The organism is Raineyella antarctica (assembly GCF_900092135.1).
Lineage (GTDB): Bacteria > Actinomycetota > Actinomycetes > Propionibacteriales > Propionibacteriaceae > Raineyella > Raineyella antarctica.
On sequence record NZ_FMYF01000013.1, the window covers coordinates 47746 to 64774 of the forward strand.

General features: G+C 67.7%; 27 protein-coding genes and 1 pseudogene. 26 read left to right on the top strand and 2 right to left on the bottom strand.

Annotated elements, in window-relative coordinates; genetic code table 11:
• Positions 1 to 86: 86 nt before the first annotated feature.
• Positions 87 to 716: a molybdenum cofactor guanylyltransferase gene (mobA, locus tag GA0111570_RS15295; protein ID WP_092613324.1), complete on the bottom strand. Its 630-nt coding sequence runs from the start codon at positions 714 to 716 to the stop codon at positions 87 to 89.
• A 75-nt stretch (positions 717 to 791) separates the two neighbouring features.
• Complete coding sequence (serB, locus tag GA0111570_RS15300; protein ID WP_245703246.1) at positions 792 to 1664, bottom strand: phosphoserine phosphatase SerB; 873 nt, start codon at positions 1662 to 1664, stop codon at positions 792 to 794.
• 519 nt (positions 1665 to 2183) lie between these two features.
• Here serB and rpsJ point away from each other — a divergent pair.
• From rpsJ to GA0111570_RS15430, 26 genes and pseudogenes are all read left to right on the top strand, one after another.
• A complete protein-coding gene (rpsJ, locus tag GA0111570_RS15305) occupies positions 2184 to 2492 on the top strand; it encodes a 30S ribosomal protein S10 (RefSeq protein WP_091414454.1) in 309 nt (102 codons plus the stop codon).
• A gap of 14 nt (positions 2493 to 2506) precedes the next feature.
• Positions 2507 to 3178 carry a 50S ribosomal protein L3 gene (gene rplC / locus GA0111570_RS15310; protein WP_092613327.1) on the top strand — a complete coding sequence of 224 codons (672 nt, stop codon included), beginning with the start codon at positions 2507 to 2509 and terminating at the stop codon, positions 3176 to 3178.
• Positions 3175 to 3816 (top strand): annotated as a pseudogene (gene rplD / locus GA0111570_RS15315) (50S ribosomal protein L4); the annotation flags it as partial. The gene rplC and the pseudogene rplD, both read left to right, overlap by 4 nt.
• A gap of 5 nt (positions 3817 to 3821) precedes the next feature.
• The gene (gene rplW / locus GA0111570_RS15320) at positions 3822 to 4133 is read left to right on the top strand and encodes a 50S ribosomal protein L23 (protein ID WP_217634211.1); all 312 of its coding nucleotides are present in this window, start codon (positions 3822 to 3824) and stop codon (positions 4131 to 4133) included.
• A gap of 35 nt (positions 4134 to 4168) precedes the next feature.
• Entirely contained in the window at positions 4169 to 5005 is an 837-nt protein-coding gene (gene rplB, locus GA0111570_RS15325; RefSeq protein ID WP_092613332.1) for a 50S ribosomal protein L2, read from the top strand.
• Between the two features lie 21 nt (positions 5006 to 5026).
• Positions 5027 to 5308 (top strand): 30S ribosomal protein S19, encoded by a 282-nt coding sequence (gene rpsS / locus GA0111570_RS15330; protein WP_092613335.1) that lies wholly within the window; start codon positions 5027 to 5029, stop codon positions 5306 to 5308.
• 20 nt (positions 5309 to 5328) lie between these two features.
• Positions 5329 to 5751 (top strand): 50S ribosomal protein L22, encoded by a 423-nt coding sequence (rplV, locus tag GA0111570_RS15335; RefSeq protein ID WP_092613338.1) that lies wholly within the window; start codon positions 5329 to 5331, stop codon positions 5749 to 5751.
• A gap of 2 nt (positions 5752 to 5753) precedes the next feature.
• A complete protein-coding gene (gene rpsC / locus GA0111570_RS15340) occupies positions 5754 to 6569 on the top strand; it encodes a 30S ribosomal protein S3 (protein ID WP_092613341.1) in 816 nt (271 codons plus the stop codon).
• A gap of 5 nt (positions 6570 to 6574) precedes the next feature.
• A complete protein-coding gene (gene rplP, locus GA0111570_RS15345; RefSeq protein ID WP_092613344.1) occupies positions 6575 to 6994 on the top strand; it encodes a 50S ribosomal protein L16 in 420 nt (139 codons plus the stop codon).
• Positions 6994 to 7263, top strand: a complete 270-nt coding sequence (gene rpmC, locus GA0111570_RS15350) for a 50S ribosomal protein L29 (protein ID WP_092613347.1) — start codon at positions 6994 to 6996, stop codon at positions 7261 to 7263. The genes rplP and rpmC overlap by 1 nt, the downstream gene beginning before the upstream one ends.
• Positions 7260 to 7544 (top strand): 30S ribosomal protein S17, encoded by a 285-nt coding sequence (rpsQ, locus tag GA0111570_RS15355; RefSeq protein WP_092613350.1) that lies wholly within the window; start codon positions 7260 to 7262, stop codon positions 7542 to 7544. Before rpmC ends, rpsQ begins: the two co-directional genes overlap by 4 nt.
• A gap of 64 nt (positions 7545 to 7608) precedes the next feature.
• Positions 7609 to 7977, top strand: a complete 369-nt coding sequence (gene rplN, locus GA0111570_RS15360; RefSeq protein ID WP_092613353.1) for a 50S ribosomal protein L14 — start codon at positions 7609 to 7611, stop codon at positions 7975 to 7977.
• Between the two features lies 1 nt (position 7978).
• Positions 7979 to 8356 carry a 50S ribosomal protein L24 gene (gene rplX, locus GA0111570_RS15365; RefSeq protein ID WP_092613356.1) on the top strand — a complete coding sequence of 126 codons (378 nt, stop codon included), beginning with the start codon at positions 7979 to 7981 and terminating at the stop codon, positions 8354 to 8356.
• Positions 8356 to 8997, top strand: a complete 642-nt coding sequence (gene rplE / locus GA0111570_RS15370) for a 50S ribosomal protein L5 (protein ID WP_092613358.1) — start codon at positions 8356 to 8358, stop codon at positions 8995 to 8997. The genes rplX and rplE overlap by 1 nt, the downstream gene beginning before the upstream one ends.
• Positions 8998 to 9004: 7 nt before the next feature.
• Positions 9005 to 9190, top strand: coding sequence for a type Z 30S ribosomal protein S14 (locus GA0111570_RS15375; protein ID WP_092613360.1), 186 nt, complete (start codon positions 9005 to 9007; stop codon positions 9188 to 9190).
• Positions 9191 to 9413: 223 nt separating this feature from the next.
• Complete coding sequence (rpsH, locus tag GA0111570_RS15380; protein ID WP_092613362.1) at positions 9414 to 9821, top strand: 30S ribosomal protein S8; 408 nt, start codon at positions 9414 to 9416, stop codon at positions 9819 to 9821.
• A 27-nt stretch (positions 9822 to 9848) separates the two neighbouring features.
• Positions 9849 to 10391: a 50S ribosomal protein L6 gene (rplF, locus tag GA0111570_RS15385; RefSeq protein WP_092613364.1), complete on the top strand. Its 543-nt coding sequence runs from the start codon at positions 9849 to 9851 to the stop codon at positions 10389 to 10391.
• Positions 10392 to 10393: 2 nt separating this feature from the next.
• Positions 10394 to 10777 (top strand): 50S ribosomal protein L18, encoded by a 384-nt coding sequence (rplR, locus tag GA0111570_RS15390; protein ID WP_092613366.1) that lies wholly within the window; start codon positions 10394 to 10396, stop codon positions 10775 to 10777.
• Positions 10778 to 10795: 18 nt separating this feature from the next.
• Positions 10796 to 11407, top strand: coding sequence for a 30S ribosomal protein S5 (rpsE, locus tag GA0111570_RS15395; RefSeq protein ID WP_092613368.1), 612 nt, complete (start codon positions 10796 to 10798; stop codon positions 11405 to 11407).
• Complete coding sequence (rpmD, locus tag GA0111570_RS15400; protein ID WP_092613370.1) at positions 11407 to 11589, top strand: 50S ribosomal protein L30; 183 nt, start codon at positions 11407 to 11409, stop codon at positions 11587 to 11589. Before rpsE ends, rpmD begins: the two co-directional genes overlap by 1 nt.
• Position 11590: 1 nt before the next feature.
• Positions 11591 to 12031, top strand: a complete 441-nt coding sequence (gene rplO, locus GA0111570_RS15405; protein ID WP_092613372.1) for a 50S ribosomal protein L15 — start codon at positions 11591 to 11593, stop codon at positions 12029 to 12031.
• Between the two features lie 237 nt (positions 12032 to 12268).
• Positions 12269 to 13573: a preprotein translocase subunit SecY gene (secY, locus tag GA0111570_RS15410; protein WP_092613374.1), complete on the top strand. Its 1305-nt coding sequence runs from the start codon at positions 12269 to 12271 to the stop codon at positions 13571 to 13573.
• Positions 13570 to 14142: an adenylate kinase gene (locus GA0111570_RS15415; RefSeq protein WP_092613376.1), complete on the top strand. Its 573-nt coding sequence runs from the start codon at positions 13570 to 13572 to the stop codon at positions 14140 to 14142. Before secY ends, GA0111570_RS15415 begins: the two co-directional genes overlap by 4 nt.
• Complete coding sequence (gene map, locus GA0111570_RS15420; RefSeq protein WP_281245219.1) at positions 14143 to 14991, top strand: type I methionyl aminopeptidase; 849 nt, start codon at positions 14143 to 14145, stop codon at positions 14989 to 14991. It abuts the gene before it with no gap.
• Positions 14992 to 15126: 135 nt separating this feature from the next.
• On the top strand, positions 15127 to 15903 hold the full coding sequence (locus GA0111570_RS15425; RefSeq protein WP_092613378.1) for a hypothetical protein: 777 nt from the start codon (positions 15127 to 15129) through the stop codon (positions 15901 to 15903).
• A 133-nt stretch (positions 15904 to 16036) separates the two neighbouring features.
• Entirely contained in the window at positions 16037 to 17020 is a 984-nt protein-coding gene (locus tag GA0111570_RS15430; protein ID WP_092613380.1) for an ABC transporter substrate-binding protein, read from the top strand.
• Positions 17021 to 17029 lie beyond the last annotated feature (9 nt).

Below are 17029 nucleotides of genomic sequence, written 5' to 3' on the forward strand. Positions count from 1 at the left end.
AGTTGTGACCGGCCGGCCGATGGGCTGGCCGGCCCGCCACGGGCCGGCGCCCTCGGACGGTGCGGGTCGGGCGGCTGCGGGGACCGTCAGGAGACGGCGCGGAGGGTGGGCGGAACGACCGTCTCCAGGTGGGCGTGGTCGGCCCAGGTGTCGACGTCGGAGCACTCGGGGCCGCTGGTCGCCACAGCGGTCATGGCCAGTCCGGCGACGAGTCGGCGGACGGAGGCGTTGCGCGTACCGCCGTCGGCGGCCAAGGTGTCCAGGCCCCGCTGGAGGGCGTCCGGACGGTAGAGGGCTGCCAGCCATTGCGGATGGCACTCGTGGTCGACCAGGTGGGTGCCGTCGACCCCGTCCAGGTGGGCGAGCAGTCGGGGGAGCGCGGAGGCGATGAACGGCATGTCGCACGCGAGCACCAGGATCGGCGTGCCGTCGCCCACGGAGCGCGGGCCGGTGGTGCCGGAGAGGGCCTGCAGGCCTGCCTCGATGCCGGCGACCGGGCCGCCGTGGGCGGGTGTCTCCTGGGTCTGCAGGACGGTCGCGGGGACCTCCAGTGCTGCCGGGCCGACCACGACGCGGTGCCGCGCCCCGGTCGTGGAGTCCAGGGTGTGGTCGAGCAGGCGGCGCCCGGCGAGGATGACCTCGGGCTTGCACGCGCCCTCGAGGCGTCGCGCGCGGCCGCCCGCGAGGATGATGGCGTCGTAGGTGACCCAGGTCATGGTCCGACCTTAGAACACCTCGGCCCCGGATGCACCTGGTCGCGCCGACCCGGGCGAGCTCGGAGGAACGGCGGCTCAGATGTCGAGCAGGCCGCAGAGGGCGTCCAGCCTGCGGAAGGTGATCCGCCCGGAGGCCTGCTCCCGGACGATCGGCTTGGCGCAGAAGGCGACGCCCAGCCCCGCGGCCGCGATCATCCCCAGGTCGTTGGCACCGTCACCCATCGCGACGGTCCGCCCGGGCGTGGCGCCGACCTCCGCGGCATAGCTGCCCAGGAACTCGACCTTGGCCCGGCCGTCGACCACCCGGCCGACCGTACGGCCGGTGAGCAGTCCGGCGTCGTCCACCTCGAGCCGGTTCGCCCTGACCAGGTCGATCCCGAGCCGCTCCGCCAGGGGCGCGACCACCTCGATGAACCCGCCGGAGACCAGGCCGACGTGGCCGCCCCGGGCCTGCACCGTGCGCACCAGTTCCTCGGCACCCGGGGTGTACGACACCCGTGCCAGAACGTCGGCGAGCGTGGACGCCGGGACCCCGGCCAGGGTGGCGACCCGGCGGGCGAGGCTCTCGGCGAAGTCGATCTCGCCGCGCATCGCCTGCTCGGTGACCCGGGCCACCTCCTCGCGCGTGCCGGCGGCCTCGGCGATCTCCTCGATCACCTCGCTGGTGATGAAGGTGGAGTCGACGTCCATCACGACCAGCTCCGGGCCGTCCAGCAGGGGCCCGCTCACCACGGCGGCGGACAGGTCGTACGCGTCGGCGACGGGTCGTACGTCGATCGTGCCTGGGGCCCCGCCCTCCACGTACACCGCCTGCCAGGCGTCCTCGTGGCGGTGGCGTACGCTGGTCACCCCGGGAAAGAGGGCCTGCGCGGCCTCGATGGCCGCCTCGGGGATGCCGGCGGGGGACACGAGGGCGAGGCGCTGCCTCACGGCGGGAACTGGCTGCACGGCCGCGACCCTACCGCCTCGAAGGCCCGGCGCCGGGCGCCTTCCGCGTGGTCCGCGAGGACGCGGAGCGGCGCGGAACGAGTGATTTGCTCTGGGCCTCGATTGATGACAACATAGTGGGGTTGCTCCGACAGGGCAGCAAGCGTCATCAACATTCCATAGGGTCTCGCACGAGTTGCACCGCCGACAGGGTCGGTGGAGGTGCTCGGGAGTTCGCCCCGCCAGGGGCTCAGATGGGTAGATGACGCATGCTGTTCGGCCGCCAGAGGGTTCGGCTCGGACACCGTGGACCGTCCCCGGATGGATCCCTGGTGAACGAGACGCGCTGAACCGGATGTCACAAAAGAGGACCTCTTGACAGGTCCTTGTGTCTCCAGGATGCGCGACACGCCCGACCGCGTGGGTCGCTCGATCATCGGGATCGCGCGGGTTTTCCGCTGGGTCTGGTCAGACCGGGAGCAACAAGACCGGTACTGCTCACCCGAGCGGCCGCCGAAGCACGAGAAGTAAGGACGAACTGTGGCGGGACAAAAGATCCGCATCAGGCTGAAGGCCTATGACCATGAGGTCATCGACTCCTCGGCGCGCAAGATCGTCGATACGGTGACGCGAACTGGTGCCCAGGTTGCCGGCCCGGTGCCGCTGCCCACGGAGAAGAACGTGTTCTGTGTGATCCGTTCGCCCCACAAGTACAAGGACAGCCGCGAGCACTTCGAGATGCGTACGCACAAGCGGCTCATCGACATCATCGACCCGACGCCGAAGACCGTCGATTCGCTCATGCGTCTCGACCTTCCGGCCGGTGTCGACATCGAGATCAAGCTCTGAGGGACGTCTGAATCATGAGCAACGAACGCAACCTGAAGGGTCTGCTGGGCACCAAGCTCGGCATGACCCAGGTCTGGGACGCTGACAACAAGATCATCCCCGTGACCGTCATCCAGGCCGGCCCCTGTGTCGTGACCCAGGTCCGTACGCCCGAGTCCGACGGCTACTCCGCCGTCCAGCTCGGCTTCGGCGCGGTCAAGGCCCGCAAGGTCACCAAGCCGATGGCCGGTCACTTCGAGAAGGCCGGGGTCACCCCGCGCAAGCACCTGATGGAGCTGCGCACGGCTGACGCCGCCGAGTACGAGGTCGGCCAGGAGCTGACCGCCGACGTCTTCGCCGACGGCGAGTTCGTCGATGTCACGGGCATCACCCGCGGCAAGGGCACCGCCGGTGTCATGAAGCGCCACGGCTTCAAGGGCCTCGGCGCCGGCCACGGTGTGCACCGCAAGCACCGCGCCCCCGGTTCCATCGGTGGCGCCTCCACGCCGGCGCGCGTCTTCCGCGGCATCAAGATGGCCGGCCGGATGGGCGTCGACAAGAAGACGGTGCAGAACCTCAAGGTCCACGCGGTCGACGTTGAGAAGGGCCTCATCCTGGTCAAGGGCGCGATCCCGGGCACCAAGGGTGGTCTGGTCGTTCTCCGCAGCGCCGCCAAGAAGGCTGCCACGGAAGGGAAGGCCGCATGAGCACCCTGACCATCGACGTCCTGGACGCCCAGGGCAAGAAGGCCGGCACCGCTGATCTCCCCGCCGAGATCTTCGACGTCGAGCCCAACACCGCGCTGATCCACCAGGTCGTGATCGCCCAGCTGGCTGCTGCCCGCCAGGGTACGGCCAAGGTGAAGACCCGCGCCGAGGTCTCCGGCGGCGGCAAGAAGCCGTGGCGCCAGAAGGGCACCGGTCGCGCCCGTCACGGCTCGACCCGTTCCCCGATCTGGACCGGTGGCGGTGTCTCGCACGGCCCCGTGCCGCGCTCGTACGCCCAGCGGACGCCCAAGAAGATGATCGCCCAGGCGCTCTACGCCTCGCTGACCGACCGCTTCCGCGACGGCAACATGCGCGTGGTCACCGGCTTCGGCGTGGACGACAAGCCCTCCACGAAGGCGGCCCTGGCCTCCCTCAGCAACTTCTCCGAGGCCCGCAAGGTCCTGGTCGTGGTGAACCGCGACGAGGAGCTGCTGCAGCTGAGCCTGCGCAACGCCGGCAGCGTGCACCTGCTGGTCCCCGACCAGCTCAACGCGTACGACGTGCTGAACGCCGACGACGTCGTGTTCACCCAGTCCGCCCTGGACGCCTTCGTCGGTAGCCGTACCGCCAAGGAGGAGCAGAAGTGAACGAGCCGCTGAAGATCCGCGAGCACCACGACGTGCTGATCGCCCCCGTGGTCTCCGAGAAGAGCTACGGCCTGATCGACCAGAACAAGTACACGTTCCTGGTCCGTCCGAACGCCAACAAGACCGAGATCAAGATCGCGGTCGAGAAGGTCTTCGGCGTCAAGGTCATGGCGGTCAACACCCTGAACCGCAAGGGCCACACCCGCCGGACGAAGTTCGGTCTCGGCAAGCGCCCCGACACCAAGCGAGCGATCGTCACTGTTGCTGACGGCGAGCGCATCGACATCTTCGGAGGCTCGGTCGACTGACCGGGCTCCTCGCTGAGACAAGGAAACACACTCCTATGGGTATCCGTAAGTACAAGCCGACAACTCCGGGCCGACGCGGCTCGTCCGTTGCCGACTTCGTCGAGCTGACCCGGTCGACGCCGGAGAAGTCGCTGCTCGTCGCGAAGCCGAAGACCGGCGGCCGTAACAACAACGGCCGGATCACGACCCGTCACATCGGTGGCGGTCACAAGCAGGCGTACCGCTTGATCGACTTCAAGCGCTACGACAAGGACGGCGTGCCGGCCAAGGTCGCTCACATCGAGTACGACCCGAACCGCACCGCGCGCATCGCTCTGCTCCATTACCTGGACGGCGAGAAGCGCTACATCATTGCTCCGAAGGACCTGCAGCAGGGCGCCCTCGTGGTGTCCGGCGAGGGTGCGGACATCAAGCCGGGCAACAACCTGCCGCTGCGCTCGATCCCGGTCGGCACCACGGTCCACGCCGTGGAGCTGCGTCCGGGTGGCGGCGCGAAGATGGGCCGGTCCGCCGGCACGTCGGTGCAGCTGGTCGCCCGTGAGGGCAAGAAGGCCACCCTGCGTCTCCCCTCCGGGGAAATGCGCATGGTGGACGTCCGCTGCCGCGCCACCGTCGGGGCCGTCGGCAACGCCGAGCAGTCCAACATCGACTGGGGCAAGGCCGGCCGCAACCGCTGGAAGGGCAAGCGCCCGACCGTCCGTGGTGTGGTCATGAACCCGATCGACCACCCGCACGGTGGTGGTGAGGGTCGTACCTCCGGTGGCCGCCACCCGGTTTCGCCCTGGGGCAAGCCCGAGGGTCGCACCCGCGACAAGAACAAGGCCAGCAACCGCGACATCGTCCGGCGTCGCAAGTCCGGCAAGAAGCGCTGATCGAGGAAGGGAAGGTAGAACATGCCTCGCAGTCTGAAGAAGGGCCCCTTCGTCGACGACCACCTGTGGAAGAAGGTGGACGCGCAGAACGAGAAGGGCACCAAGACCGTCATCAAGACCTGGTCGCGCCGATCGATGATCCTGCCCGACATGATCGGGCACACCATCGCCGTGCACGACGGTCGCAAGCACGTCCCGGTGTTCGTCACGGACGCCATGGTTGGCCACAAGTTGGGGGAGTTCGCTCCCACCCGTACGTTCAAGGGCCACATCAAGGACGACCGCAAGTCGCGTCGGCGCTGATCCGAGGAAGTTGAGAGCCAATGAGCAACACTGACAAGGCACGGCCGAGCCGTCGCGCGGCCCTGCTCGGCGATCGCCCTGGTAACTACGCCATCGCCAAGCAGGTGCGGATGTCCGCCCAGAAGGTCCGCCGTGTGGTGGACATGGTCCGTGGAATGGGCGTCGACGATGCCCTGAACACCCTGAAGTTCGCCCCGCAGGCCGCCTCCGAGCCGGTCTACAAGGTGGTGGCCTCGGCCGCCGCCAACGCGGAGAACACCGACGGCCTGCGTCGCAACGACCTGTACATCTCCCAGGCGTTCGTCGACGAGGGCATGACGATGCGTCGCATCCGTCCCCGCGCCAAGGGGTCGGCCAGCCGCATCCTGAAGCGTTCCAGCCATATCACCGTCGTCGTCGAGCCTCGCTCGAATGACACCGAGAACAAGAAGAAGGAGGCCTGAGCATGGGTCAGAAGATCAACCCGAACGGCTTCCGACTCGGTATCACCACCGACCACGTGAGCCGCTGGTTCGCAGAGAAGCAGTACGCCGAGTTCGTCGGTGAGGACAACAAGATCCGCGAGTGGATCCACTCCAACCTGGAGCGCGCCGGCATCTCGAACGTGGAGATCGAGCGTCGTTCCGAGCGGGTCACCATCTTCCTGTACGCCGCTCGTCCGGGCATCGTCATCGGCCGTAACGGCGCCGAGGCGGAGCGCGTCCGCGGCCAGCTGGAGAAGATGACCGGCAAGCAGGTGCAGCTGAACATCCTCGAGGTCAAGGACCCCGACACCGATGCACAGCTCGTCGCCCAGGGTGTCGCCGAGCAGCTCGGCGCCCGCGTGGCCTTCCGCCGCGCGATGCGCAAGGCCCAGCAGTCGGCCATGCGCGCCGGCGTCAAGGGCATCCGGATCCAGTGCTCCGGCCGTCTCGGCGGCGCCGAGATGAGCCGCTCGGAGTTCTACCGCGAAGGCCGTGTGCCGCTGCACACCCTGCGCGCCGACGTCGACTACGGCTTCTACGAGGCCCGTACCAGCTTCGGCCGCATCGGTGTGAAGGTCTGGATCTACAAGGGTGACGTCTCCGGGACGCGTGCCGAGCGCGCTGCCCAGAAGGCCGCCCGTCAGAACGCCAACCAGCGCCAGCGTCCGGCGCGCGGTGGCCGTGGTCGTGGGGATCGCCCCGAGCGCGGTGGCCGTCGTCGTCAGGACGCTGCGGCAGGCCAGGACGCCCCCCGGGCGACCGAGTCTGCCCCCGCGACCGAGAACGCAGGAGCCTGATATCCATGCTGATCCCCCGTCGAGTGAAGTACCGCAAGCAGCACCACCCGGGGCGCTCCGGCGCCGCCAAGGGTGGTACCGCTCTCGCATTCGGTGACTACGGCATCCAGGCACTGTCCAACGCCTACGTCACGAACCGGCAGATCGAGTCCGCTCGTATCGCCATGACCCGTCACATCAAGCGTGGCGGCAAGGTCTGGATCAACATCTACCCGGACCGTCCGATGACCAAGCACCCTGCCGAGTCCCGCATGGGTTCCGGCAAGGGCACCCCCGAGTGGTGGGTGGCCAACGTCAAGGCCGGTGCCGTGATGTTCGAGCTGGCCGGCGTCGATGAGGAAGTGGCTCGCGAGGCCATGCGCCTGGCGATCCACAAGCTGCCGATGAAGGCGCGCTTCATCAAGCGCGAGGTAGGTGAGAACTGATGGCGAAGACCACCAGCGCAGTCGAACTGCGCCAGATGAGCCGTGAGACCCTGAACGAGAAGGTCGTCGAGCTGAAGAAGGAGCTCTTCAACCTCCGGTTCCAGCACGCGACCGGCCAGCTCGAGTCGCAGGGTCGTCTGCGCGAGGTCCGCAAGGACATCGCGCGGATCTACACCGTGCTCCAGGAGCGGAACCTCGGCATCGTCGAGGACCCCGACCGGGCCGCCGACACCACGGACGTCGAGAAGGATGAGAAGGCAGACGCATGAGCGAGCAGACCACTGAGAAGGAGACCGCGGAGCGCGGCCGCCGCAAGGTGCTGACCGGCTACGTCGTCAGCGACAAGATGGAGAAGACCATCGTCGTCACCGTGGAGGAGCGCAAGAAGCACCCCCTCTACGGCAAGGTGATGCGTCAGACCGCGCGCTACAAGGCCCACGACGAGAACAACGAGGCCGGCATCGGCGACCGCGTTCGGATCATGGAGACCCGCCCGACGTCGCGTGACAAGCGCTGGCGCCTCATTGAGATCGTCGAGAAGGCCAAGTAACCACATCGAGTTCCACTAGGCCCTCGGAAACTGGGGAACCAGTGGGACAACCAGGAGATAGAAGATGATCCAGCAGGAGTCGCGACTGAAGGTCGCCGACAACACTGGTGCGAAGGAACTCCTTTGCATCCGTGTTCTCGGTGGTTCCGGTCGTCGCTACGCCGGACTCGGCGACACCATCGTCTGCACCGTGAAGGACGCAATTCCCGGTGGAAACGTGAAGAAGGGTGAGGTCGTCAAGGCCGTCGTGGTCCGCACCGTCAAGGAGACCCGTCGACCCGACGGTTCTTACATCAAGTTCGACGAGAACGCCGCCGTGATCCTGAAGAGCGACGGGGAGCCCCGTGGCACCCGTATCTTCGGACCGGTCGGCCGTGAGCTGCGCGACAAGAAGTTCATGCGCATCATCTCGCTCGCCCCGGAGGTGATCTGACATGAGTGACCAGAAGAAGCTGCACGTGAAGAAGGGTGACCGCGTCAAGGTCATCGCCGGCAAGGACAAGGGCACCGTCGGCGAGATCATCGCCGTCGACCCGTCCAACGAGCGCGTCACCGTCCAGGGCGTCAACATCGTCAAGCGCCACCTGACCGACCGCCAGGCCGGCGGCCGGACGGTCCAGGGCGGGATCGTGTCCTCCGAGGCCCCGATCCACGTCTCCAACGTCCAGCCGGTCGTCAAGAAGGACGGTGAGGAGGTCGTGACGCGCGTCGGACACAAGCGCGTCAAGGTCACCCGCACCCGTGCCGACGGCTCGGAGCACGAGGTCTACCGCAGCGTCCGTATCGCCAAGGCCACGGGGGAGGAGTTCTGATGTCCACCGAGACCACCGAAGCAACCACGCCCGTGACCCGCGAGGTGCCGCGTCTGAAGACGAGGTACCGCGAGGAGATCGTCCCGGCGCTGCGCGAGCAGTTCCAGATCGCCAACGCGATGCAGATCCCCGGTCTGGTCAAGATCACCGTGAACATGGGTGTCGGCGACGCCGCCCGTGACTCCAAGGTGATGGATGGCGCGATCAAGGACCTCACCGCGATCACCGGCCAGAAGCCGCAGGTCACGAACGCCCGCAAGTCGATCGCCCAGTTCAAGCTCCGCGAGGGCCAGGCCATCGGCACGCACGTCACCCTCCGCGGTGACCGCATGTGGGAGTTCCTGGACCGTCTGCTGTCGATCGCCCTGCCGCGTATCCGTGACTTCCGCGGGCTCAACCCGTGGCAGTTCGACGGCAAGGGGAACTACACCTTCGGTCTGACCGAGCAGGTCATGTTCCACGAGATCGACCAGGACAGGATCGACCGTACCCGCGGTATGGACATCACGATCGTCACCTCGGCGACCAACGACGAGGAAGGCCGCGCGCTGCTCAAGCAGCTCGGCTTCCCCTTCAATGACAACCCGAAGAAGGCGAAGGCCAAGGTGTCCGGCTCTCGCTACTCCCGTGGGAAGAAGTGAGTAACTGATGGCAAAGACCGGTCTGAAGGTCAAGCAGTCCCGTAAGCCCAAGTTCGCGGTTCGCGGCTACTCCCGCTGCCAGAAGTGCGGCCGTCCGCACTCCGTCTACCGCAAGTTCGGCCTGTGCCGCATCTGCCTGCGGGAGATGGCCCACAAGGGCGAGCTGCCCGGCATCACCAAGTCCTCCTGGTGAGTCCTGCGTACGCGGTGCCGTCCGTCTGACGAGCGGCGCCGCGTACGAGGGGCAACGGGGGAGGGGCGGACGAGAGTCCGCCGCACCTCCGGGTGGGCCCATGCCCACGGCCAGCCGGTGGGGCCGATGCTCTCACCAGATTCCTAGATTTTCACACTTCCAACGCCGCAGGTCCGGGCCTCGAGCCATCGGAAACCGCAGCGAGAAAGAGGCTTCCTGAGCCATGAGCATGACCGATCCGATCGCAGACATGCTGACGCGTCTGCGTAACGCCAATCAGGCGCACCATGACGAGACATCTATGCCCCACTCGAAGATCAAGGCGGGTATCGCCGAGATCCTCAAGCAGGAGGGCTACATCCAGGACTACCAGGTCACCGACCCCGCCGAGGGGGAGGTTGGCAAGACCCTGACCCTGACGCTGAAGTTCGGCGAGGACCGTGAGCGTGCGCTCGCCGGTATCCGCCGCATCTCCAAGCCGGGCCTGCGCGTCTACGCCAAGTCCACCAACCTGCCCAAGGTCCTCGGTGGCCTGGGTATCGCCATCATCTCCACCTCGCAGGGTCTGCTGACCGACCGCGAGGCCAAGGCCAAGAGCGTGGGTGGGGAAGTCCTCGCCTACGTGTGGTGACGGACGAGACCGAGAGAGGAGAAAACCATGTCCCGAATTGGAAGGCTCCCGATCACCGTCCCGTCCGGCGTTGAGGTCACCCTTGATGGCCGGCAGGTGAAGGTGAAGGGTCCGAAGGGCGAGCTGGAGCACCAGGTCGCCGCGCCCATCACGGTGCAGAGGAGCGAGAACGGCGAGCTGGTCGTCGAGCGCCCGGATGACGAGCGCCTGAACCGCTCGCTGCACGGCCTGACCCGCACGCTGGTGAACAACATGGTCACCGGTGTGACCCAGGGCTACGAGAAGAAGCTCGAGATCCAGGGCGTCGGCTACCGTGTCGTCGCCAAGGGCCCGACGCAGCTCGAGTTCGCCCTCGGCTTCTCCCACCCGGTGATCGTCGACGCACCCGCCGGCATCACGTTCAAGGTGGAGAACCCCACGCACTTCTCCGTGCAGGGGATCGACAAGCAGCTGGTCGGCGAGGTCGCCGCCAACATCCGCAAGATCCGCAAGCCCGAGCCCTACAAGGGCAAGGGTGTGCGGTACGAGGGCGAGCACGTCCGCCGCAAGGCCGGAAAGGCAGGTAAGTGACGATGGGTATCTCCCTGACGCACAACAAGCACACCGCGCCGAAGGCTGCGTCCAAGCTGCGCCGCCAGGTCCGCGGCCGCAAGAAGATCTTCGGCTCCGCCGAGCGCCCGCGCCTCGTCGTGTCCCGGTCCGCCAAGCACATGTTCGTGCAGGTGATCGACGACACCCAGGGTCGTACGCTCGCGTCGGCTTCGACGATGGAGGCCGATCTGCGCTCCTTCGAGGGCGACAAGTCTGCCAAGGCTCGCAAGGTCGGCGCGCTGGTCGCCGAGCGTGCGAAGTCCGCTGGTGTGGAGAAGGTCGTTCTCGACCGCGCCGGCTTCAAGTACCAGGGTCGTGTGGCTGCGCTCGCCGATGGCGCGCGTGAAGCCGGCCTGGACTTCTGACGAGAGGATAGAGAAGCGATGAGTGAGAACCAGGGCCGCACTGGCGGCCGTGGCGAGCGTCGCGGTCGTGACGATCGTCGGGGCAGCCGCAACACCGAGGACAAGAACCAGTTCATCGAGCGCGTGGTGACCATCAACCGCGTTGCCAAGGTCGTCAAGGGCGGCCGCCGCTTCAGCTTCACCGCGCTGGTCGTGGTGGGCGACGGTGACGGTACGGTCGGCGTCGGCTACGGCAAGGCCAAGGAGGTCCCCGCGGCGATCGCCAAGGGTGTCGAGGAGGCGAAGAAGAACTTCTTCCGCGTCCCCCGCATCCAGAAGACCATCCCGCACCCGGTCCAGGGCGAGAAGGCCGCCGGCGTGGTCATGCTGCGCCCGGCCGCTCCCGGTACCGGTGTGATCGCTGGTGGCGCCGTGCGCGCCGTCCTCGAGTGCGCGGGTGTCCAGGACGTCCTGGCGAAGTCGCTGGGTTCGTCGAACGCGATCAACGTGGTGCACGCCACCGAGGTCGCGCTGAAGATGCTGGAAGAGCCCGAGGACGTCGCCAAGCGTCGTGGGAAGTCCGTTGCGGACGTCACCCCGGCCGCGAAGCTGCGTTCCCGTGAAGAGGGCAAGCAGGAGGTGGCTTCCTGATGGCGAAGCTGCAGATCACCCAGATCAAGGGTGTCGTCGGCGAGAAGCCGCAGATGGGGCGCACGCTGCGTGGCCTCGGTCTGCGCAAGATCGGCCAGAGCGTCGAGCAGCCGGACAACCCGGCCATCCGTGGCATGGTCCGTACGGTCCGCCACCTGATCACCGTTGAGGAGGTTGACTGATATGGCGATCAAGCTGCATGATCTCCAGCCGGCTCCCGGCTCCAAGCGCGACCGCATCCGTGTCGGCCGTGGTGAGGGTTCCAAGGGCAAGACCTCGGGCCGTGGCACCAAGGGCACGGGCGCACGCAAGAACACCCCCGAGTTCTTCGAGGGTGGCCAGATGCCGATGCACATGCGTGTTCCGAAGCTTCGCGGCTTCAAGAACCCGTTCCGCGTCGAGTACCAGGTCGTGAACCTGGAGAAGCTCGTGGCCCTCTACCCCGAGGGTGGCGAGGTCACGGTCGAGGACCTGGTCTCCAAGGGCGCCGTCCGTGACGGCGAGCTGGTCAAGGTGCTGGGCGGCGGCGAGCTGCCCGTCAAGCTCCAGGTCAAGGCCAACAAGTTCTCGGCTTCGGCCAAGGAGAAGATCGAGGCCGCCGGCGGTTCCGCCGAGGTCCTCTGACCCACGGGTCATCACAGCTGGGCACCCGTCTGACGGGTGCACGGCACAGCAGGGGCGGTTCCTCCGGGAGCCGCCCCTGCTGTCGTACGTCGCCGCCCGGGTGTCCCCGGGGCTGATCGTCCGGGCGGGGGCTTCGGTGGAGTTGATACAGTCGAGCGGCATGCTCCAGTCGGAGCGTGGTCCAGCGTCCCCGGGCATGCCCGGTACGTGTTGTCGTCGTCACGAGAGAGGGGCACGGTGCTCCAAGCATTCGCGAATGCCTTCCGGACACCGGATCTTCGCAACAAGATCCTGTTCTCCCTGGGGATCATCGTCATCTTCCGGATCGGCTCCGCCATCCCCATCCCGAACGTGAACGTCCAGCAGGTCGACTACTGCCGCGCCATGGCCTCCGGCGGCCAGGCCGGCTTCGCGTCGATGCTCAACATGTTCTCCGGTGGTGCCCTGCTGAGGCTGGCGATCTTCGCCCTCGGCGTGATGCCGTACATCACCGCCTCGATCATCATCCAGCTGATGACGGTGGTGATCCCGCGGCTGGAGCGCCTCCGCAAGGAGGGCGGCCACGGCCAGGAGCAGATCACCCAGTACACCCGCTACCTGACGATCCTGCTGGCCATCATGCAGTCGACGGCGTACGTCACGCTGGCGGTCAACGACCAGCTGATCCCGGGGTGTACCGGGCTGGTCTACAGCAGCAACCTGTTCCCGGTGATCGTGATGATCCTGACCATGACCGCCGGCACGAGCCTGGTGATGTGGATGGGTGAGCTGATCACCGAGAAGGGCGTCGGCAACGGCATGTCCGTGCTGATCTTCACCTCGGTCGCCGCCCAGTTCCCGAACGGGCTGACCTCGGTCCGCCAGTCGCGCCCCGGCCAGGAGGGCTGGGTCGTGATGGGCCTGGTCGTCCTCGTCGGCCTCGCCGTGATGGCCGCGGTGGTGTTCATCGAGCAGGGCCAGCGCCGGGTCCGGGTCCAGTACGCCAAGAAGATGATCGGCGGGAAGCTGCGTGGCGGCACCTCCACGTACATCCCGATCAAGGTGAACCAGGCCGGTGTCATCCCGGTCATCTTCGCCTCGTCGATGCTGTACCTGCCGGTGATGTTCTCGACCTTCAACCCGAACAGCAAGGCCGCGCAGTGGCTCGGCCGCTACTTCGGGACGATGTCGCACCCGGTGTACGTCATCACGTACTTCCTGCTCATCATCCTGTTCGCCTACTTCTACGTCTCGATCACCTTCAACACCGAGGAGATCGCGGACAACATGAAGAAGTACGGCGGTTTCATCCCCGGTATCCGTGCGGGCCGGCCGACGGAGCGGTATCTTTCCTTCGTCCTGAGCCGGCTGACGGCTCCCGGATCGCTGTACCTGGCGCTGATCGCGCTGATCCCGTCGATCGCCTTCATACTGTTCCAGGCCAACCAGAACTTCCCGTTCGGTGGTACGTCGCTGCTCATCATCGTCGGCGTCGGCCTGGACACCATCAAGCAGATCGAGTCCAAGCTCCAGCAACACAACTACGAAGGGTTCCTCCGATGAGGCTACTGATCATGGGTCCGCCCGGTGCCGGCAAGGGCACGCAGGCCAAGGGCATCGCCGAGCGCTACGGGATTCCCGCCATCTCCACGGGCGACATCTTCCGTACGAACGTGAAGAACGAGACCCCGCTCGGTCTGAAGGTCAAGGAGATCATGAACGCGGGTGGGTACGTCGGTGACGACATCACCAACGGCCTGATCGCGAACCGGCTGGCCGAGGAGGACGCCCGCGGTGGCTTCCTGCTCGACGGCTACCCCCGTACGCCCGCCCAGGTGGAGGCGCTCGACGGCATGCTGGCCGAGCTCGGCGAGAAGCTTGACGCCGTCGTCTCGCTGACCGCCGACACCGACGAGGTCGTCACGCGACTGCTGAAGCGTGCCGAGATCGAGGGCCGGGCCGACGACAACGAGGAGACCATCCGGACCCGCCTCGACGTCTACGCCAAGGAGACCGCCCCGCTGCTGGCGACGTACGCCGACCGCGGCCTGCTGGTCGAGGTCGACGGCCTGGGTGACATCGACGAGGTGGGGCAGCGGATCGCCGACGCCCTCGAGGCGAAGAAGGCCTGAGTGTTCCGTTCCCGCGGGATAGAGATCAAGACCGACGACCAGCTCCGCCTGATGCGGAGGGCGGGGCTGGTCGTGGCCGAGTTCCTCGACGCCATCAGCGCCCAGGCGCGCCCCGGCGTGACCCTGCGCGAGCTGGACCAGGTCGGCCGCGACGTCCTCGCCCACCACGGTGCCGACTCGAACTTCCTGGAGTACGGGGCGGACTCCCGTGGCCTGGGTGGGTTCAAGGGTGTCGCCTGCCTGTCGGTGAACCAGGTCATCGTGCACGGCATGCCGACCGACGAACCCCTCGCCGACGGCGACATCCTGTCCATCGACGGGGGAGCGATCATCGACGGCTGGCACGGCGACGCGGCCCGGACCGTCCAGGTCGGCACGCCCAGCCCCGCCAACCAGGCGCTGGCCGAGGCCACCGAGGGCGCCATGTGGGCCGGCATCGCCGCCGCCCGGCTCAACGGCCGGATCGGTGACATCGGCGCGGCCGTGGAGGCGTACGCCACCTCGGCACCCGGCGGACCGTACGGGATCGTCCGCGAGTACGTGGGCCACGGCATCGGCACCGAGATGCACCAGGCTCCCGACGTGCCCAACTTCGGACGTGCCGGCAAGGGCCCGCGGATCACCCGCGGGATGGCGTTCTGCATCGAGCCGATGCTCACCCTGGGCGAGCCGGACAATGCCGTGCTCGACGACGACTGGACGGTCGTCACGCTCGACGGCCGACCGGCCGCGCACTGGGAGCACACGGTCACCTGCACCGCGCAGGGCGTCTGGGTGCTCACCGCACACGACGGCGGCGAGGAGATGCTGGGCCGCCTGGGCGTCCCGTTCGGCCCGCTGGCCGACTGAGCAGCCACTGAGGAGTCCCTCCCACCCGGCCCCGCGCGCGCCGACCTCCTGGTCTGGTCTCGTTCGGGGCCGGATGGCACACTTGCTCCACCGGGCCACCCCCACGGTCGGTCCGCTGATGCACTGGAGGCTGCCATGGCCGACGAGGAGTACCCCTTCATCCCCGTGACGCGGTCCGGGGACGAGCACCTTGGCCGACAGGACCGGCCGGAGCCGTCGCCGCTGGAGATCATGGAGCTGATCGAGACACTGCGCGCGGTGGTCGCCGGCCGTACCGCCGCCCCGTACGTCCTGGACGACACCGACCCGCTGGCCCGCGAGGCCTGCTGGCTGCTGGTCGCCGCGATCCTCGGCAAGCCCGTCCGCCACCCGGCGGAGGTCACCGCCCAGTGGTACGTCGCGCAGCGCGAGGCCGAGTGCGGTGCCTCGGTCCGGCTGCTCGGCAAGCGGCTGGAGCCGGCCATCGCGTGGCTCGCCCCCGACGACGAGGCCGGGCTGCCGATCAGGTCCCGGTTCGCCGCCTGGATGGTCCGCGCGGGCGGGCAGCGTACGCGGCTGGGTCCGCTGCGCGCCGCCGAGATCTACCGCGACCTCGTGCCGCGGATGTCCGGGCACGGGGTGAGTCGTTCCCGGCCCATGGAGATGTGGCGCGAGACGCTGGACGGGCTGTCCGGACTGCACGAGTGGTCGGGAGGCGTCGCCGGACCCCATGCCGACATCGCCCGCGGGTCCCTGCTGGCCTACGCCCGGCTGGGGGCCGAGATCGGCCGCCGGGCCGATGCCGTCGAGTGCCTGGACCGGCTGCGTCGCGACCTCCTCCTGCTGGCCGAGCATCGCGACCCCACCCAGGACGAGGTGCTGGCGCTGGTCGAGATCGACCTGGAGCTGGCCTTCCTCGACGGCCGCCCCTGACCGGCCCGTCCCGCGGGCACCGGGCCGGATCCTTGCCACGGAGTGTCCCGCGATACGGGACGATCCGGGGCGTCCCGTACGCTCTTGCCCAGACATCGGCGCGGCAGCGCCGTGAGGAAAGGACTGGAGCCCGATGAAGTCAGCTCGTCTCGGCATGGTCGGCGCGATCGCCGCCGTGTCCATGCTGCTCGCCGCCTGCGGCGGCACCGCCAACACCGACGCGAAGTCGGGGGACCGGACCTACAAGATCGGGATCACCCAGATCGTCTCCCACCCCTCGCTGGACGCCTCGCGCGACGGCTTCAAGAAGGCGCTCGCCGATGCCGGCCTCAAGGTCGAGTACGACGAGCAGAACGCCCAGGGCGACCAGGCCACCGCCACGTCGATCGCGAACAAGTTCGCCACCGACAAGAAGGACCTGGTGCTGGCCATCGCCACACCGACCGCCCAGGCCGCCGCCCAGGCGATCACCGACACCCCGATCCTCTTCACCGCCGTCACCGACCCGGTCTCCGCCCAGCTGGTGAAGTCGCTGCAGGCACCCGGCGCGAACGTCACCGGCACCACCGACATGAACCCGGTCGCCCAGCAGGTCGGCCTGGTCAAGCAGCTCGTCCCGGGGGCCAAGACCCTCGGCGTGATCTACAGCTCGGGCGAGGTGAACTCCGAGGTCCAGGTCAAGCTGGCCCGCGAGGCTGCCACCAAGGAGGGACTGACACTGAAGGAGGTGGCGGTCTCGAACTCCTCGGAGGTCCAGCAGGGCGCACAGTCGCTGTCCGGGGTCGACGCGATCTACGTTCCGACCGATAATGTCGTGGTGTCGGCACTGGAGTCGGTGCTGCAGGTGGCCGAGACCAACAAGATCCCGGTCATCGCCGGCGAGGGTGACTCGGTCAAGCGCGGGGCCGTCGCCACGTACGGCATCGACTACGGCAAGCTCGGCCAGCAGACCGGCCAGATGGCGGTCAAGATCCTCACCCAGAAGGCCGACCCGGCCACGATGCCGGTCGAGTCCCAGTCCGACGTCCAGCTGGTCGTCAACACCGCCGCCGCGCAGCGGATGGGCGTGACCATCCCCGCCGACCTGCTGGCGAAGGCCGGACAGAAGTACAACTGACGCCCGCCG

Excerpts from the sequence above, each read along its gene's own strand:
- rpmD (WP_092613370.1), top strand. The coding sequence starts at position 11,407 with ATGGCGAAGCTGCAGATCACCCAGATCAAGGGTGTCGTCGGCGAGAAG.
- rplB (WP_092613332.1), top strand. The coding sequence starts at position 4,169 with ATGGGTATCCGTAAGTACAAGCCGACAACTCCGGGCCGACGCGGCTCG.
- GA0111570_RS15430 (WP_092613380.1), top strand. The coding sequence starts at position 16,037 with ATGAAGTCAGCTCGTCTCGGCATGGTCGGCGCGATCGCCGCCGTGTCC.
- rpsQ (WP_092613350.1), top strand. The coding sequence starts at position 7,260 with ATGAGCGAGCAGACCACTGAGAAGGAGACCGCGGAGCGCGGCCGCCGC.
- rplE (WP_092613358.1), top strand. The coding sequence starts at position 8,356 with ATGTCCACCGAGACCACCGAAGCAACCACGCCCGTGACCCGCGAGGTG.
- GA0111570_RS15375 (WP_092613360.1), top strand. The coding sequence starts at position 9,005 with ATGGCAAAGACCGGTCTGAAGGTCAAGCAGTCCCGTAAGCCCAAGTTC.
- rplF (WP_092613364.1), top strand. The coding sequence starts at position 9,849 with ATGTCCCGAATTGGAAGGCTCCCGATCACCGTCCCGTCCGGCGTTGAG.
- rplP (WP_092613344.1), top strand. The coding sequence starts at position 6,575 with ATGCTGATCCCCCGTCGAGTGAAGTACCGCAAGCAGCACCACCCGGGG.
- rplV (WP_092613338.1), top strand. The coding sequence starts at position 5,329 with ATGAGCAACACTGACAAGGCACGGCCGAGCCGTCGCGCGGCCCTGCTC.
- GA0111570_RS15425 (WP_092613378.1), top strand. The coding sequence starts at position 15,127 with ATGGCCGACGAGGAGTACCCCTTCATCCCCGTGACGCGGTCCGGGGAC.
- GA0111570_RS15415 (WP_092613376.1), top strand. The coding sequence starts at position 13,570 with ATGAGGCTACTGATCATGGGTCCGCCCGGTGCCGGCAAGGGCACGCAG.
- rpsE (WP_092613368.1), top strand. The coding sequence starts at position 10,796 with ATGAGTGAGAACCAGGGCCGCACTGGCGGCCGTGGCGAGCGTCGCGGT.
- rpsH (WP_092613362.1), top strand. The coding sequence starts at position 9,414 with ATGAGCATGACCGATCCGATCGCAGACATGCTGACGCGTCTGCGTAAC.
- rplX (WP_092613356.1), top strand. The coding sequence starts at position 7,979 with ATGAGTGACCAGAAGAAGCTGCACGTGAAGAAGGGTGACCGCGTCAAG.
- rplR (WP_092613366.1), top strand. The coding sequence starts at position 10,394 with ATGGGTATCTCCCTGACGCACAACAAGCACACCGCGCCGAAGGCTGCG.
- rpsC (WP_092613341.1), top strand. The coding sequence starts at position 5,754 with ATGGGTCAGAAGATCAACCCGAACGGCTTCCGACTCGGTATCACCACC.
- rplO (WP_092613372.1), top strand. The coding sequence starts at position 11,591 with ATGGCGATCAAGCTGCATGATCTCCAGCCGGCTCCCGGCTCCAAGCGC.
- rplC (WP_092613327.1), top strand. The coding sequence starts at position 2,507 with ATGAGCAACGAACGCAACCTGAAGGGTCTGCTGGGCACCAAGCTCGGC.
- mobA (WP_092613324.1), bottom strand. The coding sequence starts at position 716 with ATGACCTGGGTCACCTACGACGCCATCATCCTCGCGGGCGGCCGCGCG.
- rplN (WP_092613353.1), top strand. The coding sequence starts at position 7,609 with ATGATCCAGCAGGAGTCGCGACTGAAGGTCGCCGACAACACTGGTGCG.
- rpmC (WP_092613347.1), top strand. The coding sequence starts at position 6,994 with ATGGCGAAGACCACCAGCGCAGTCGAACTGCGCCAGATGAGCCGTGAG.
- rpsS (WP_092613335.1), top strand. The coding sequence starts at position 5,027 with ATGCCTCGCAGTCTGAAGAAGGGCCCCTTCGTCGACGACCACCTGTGG.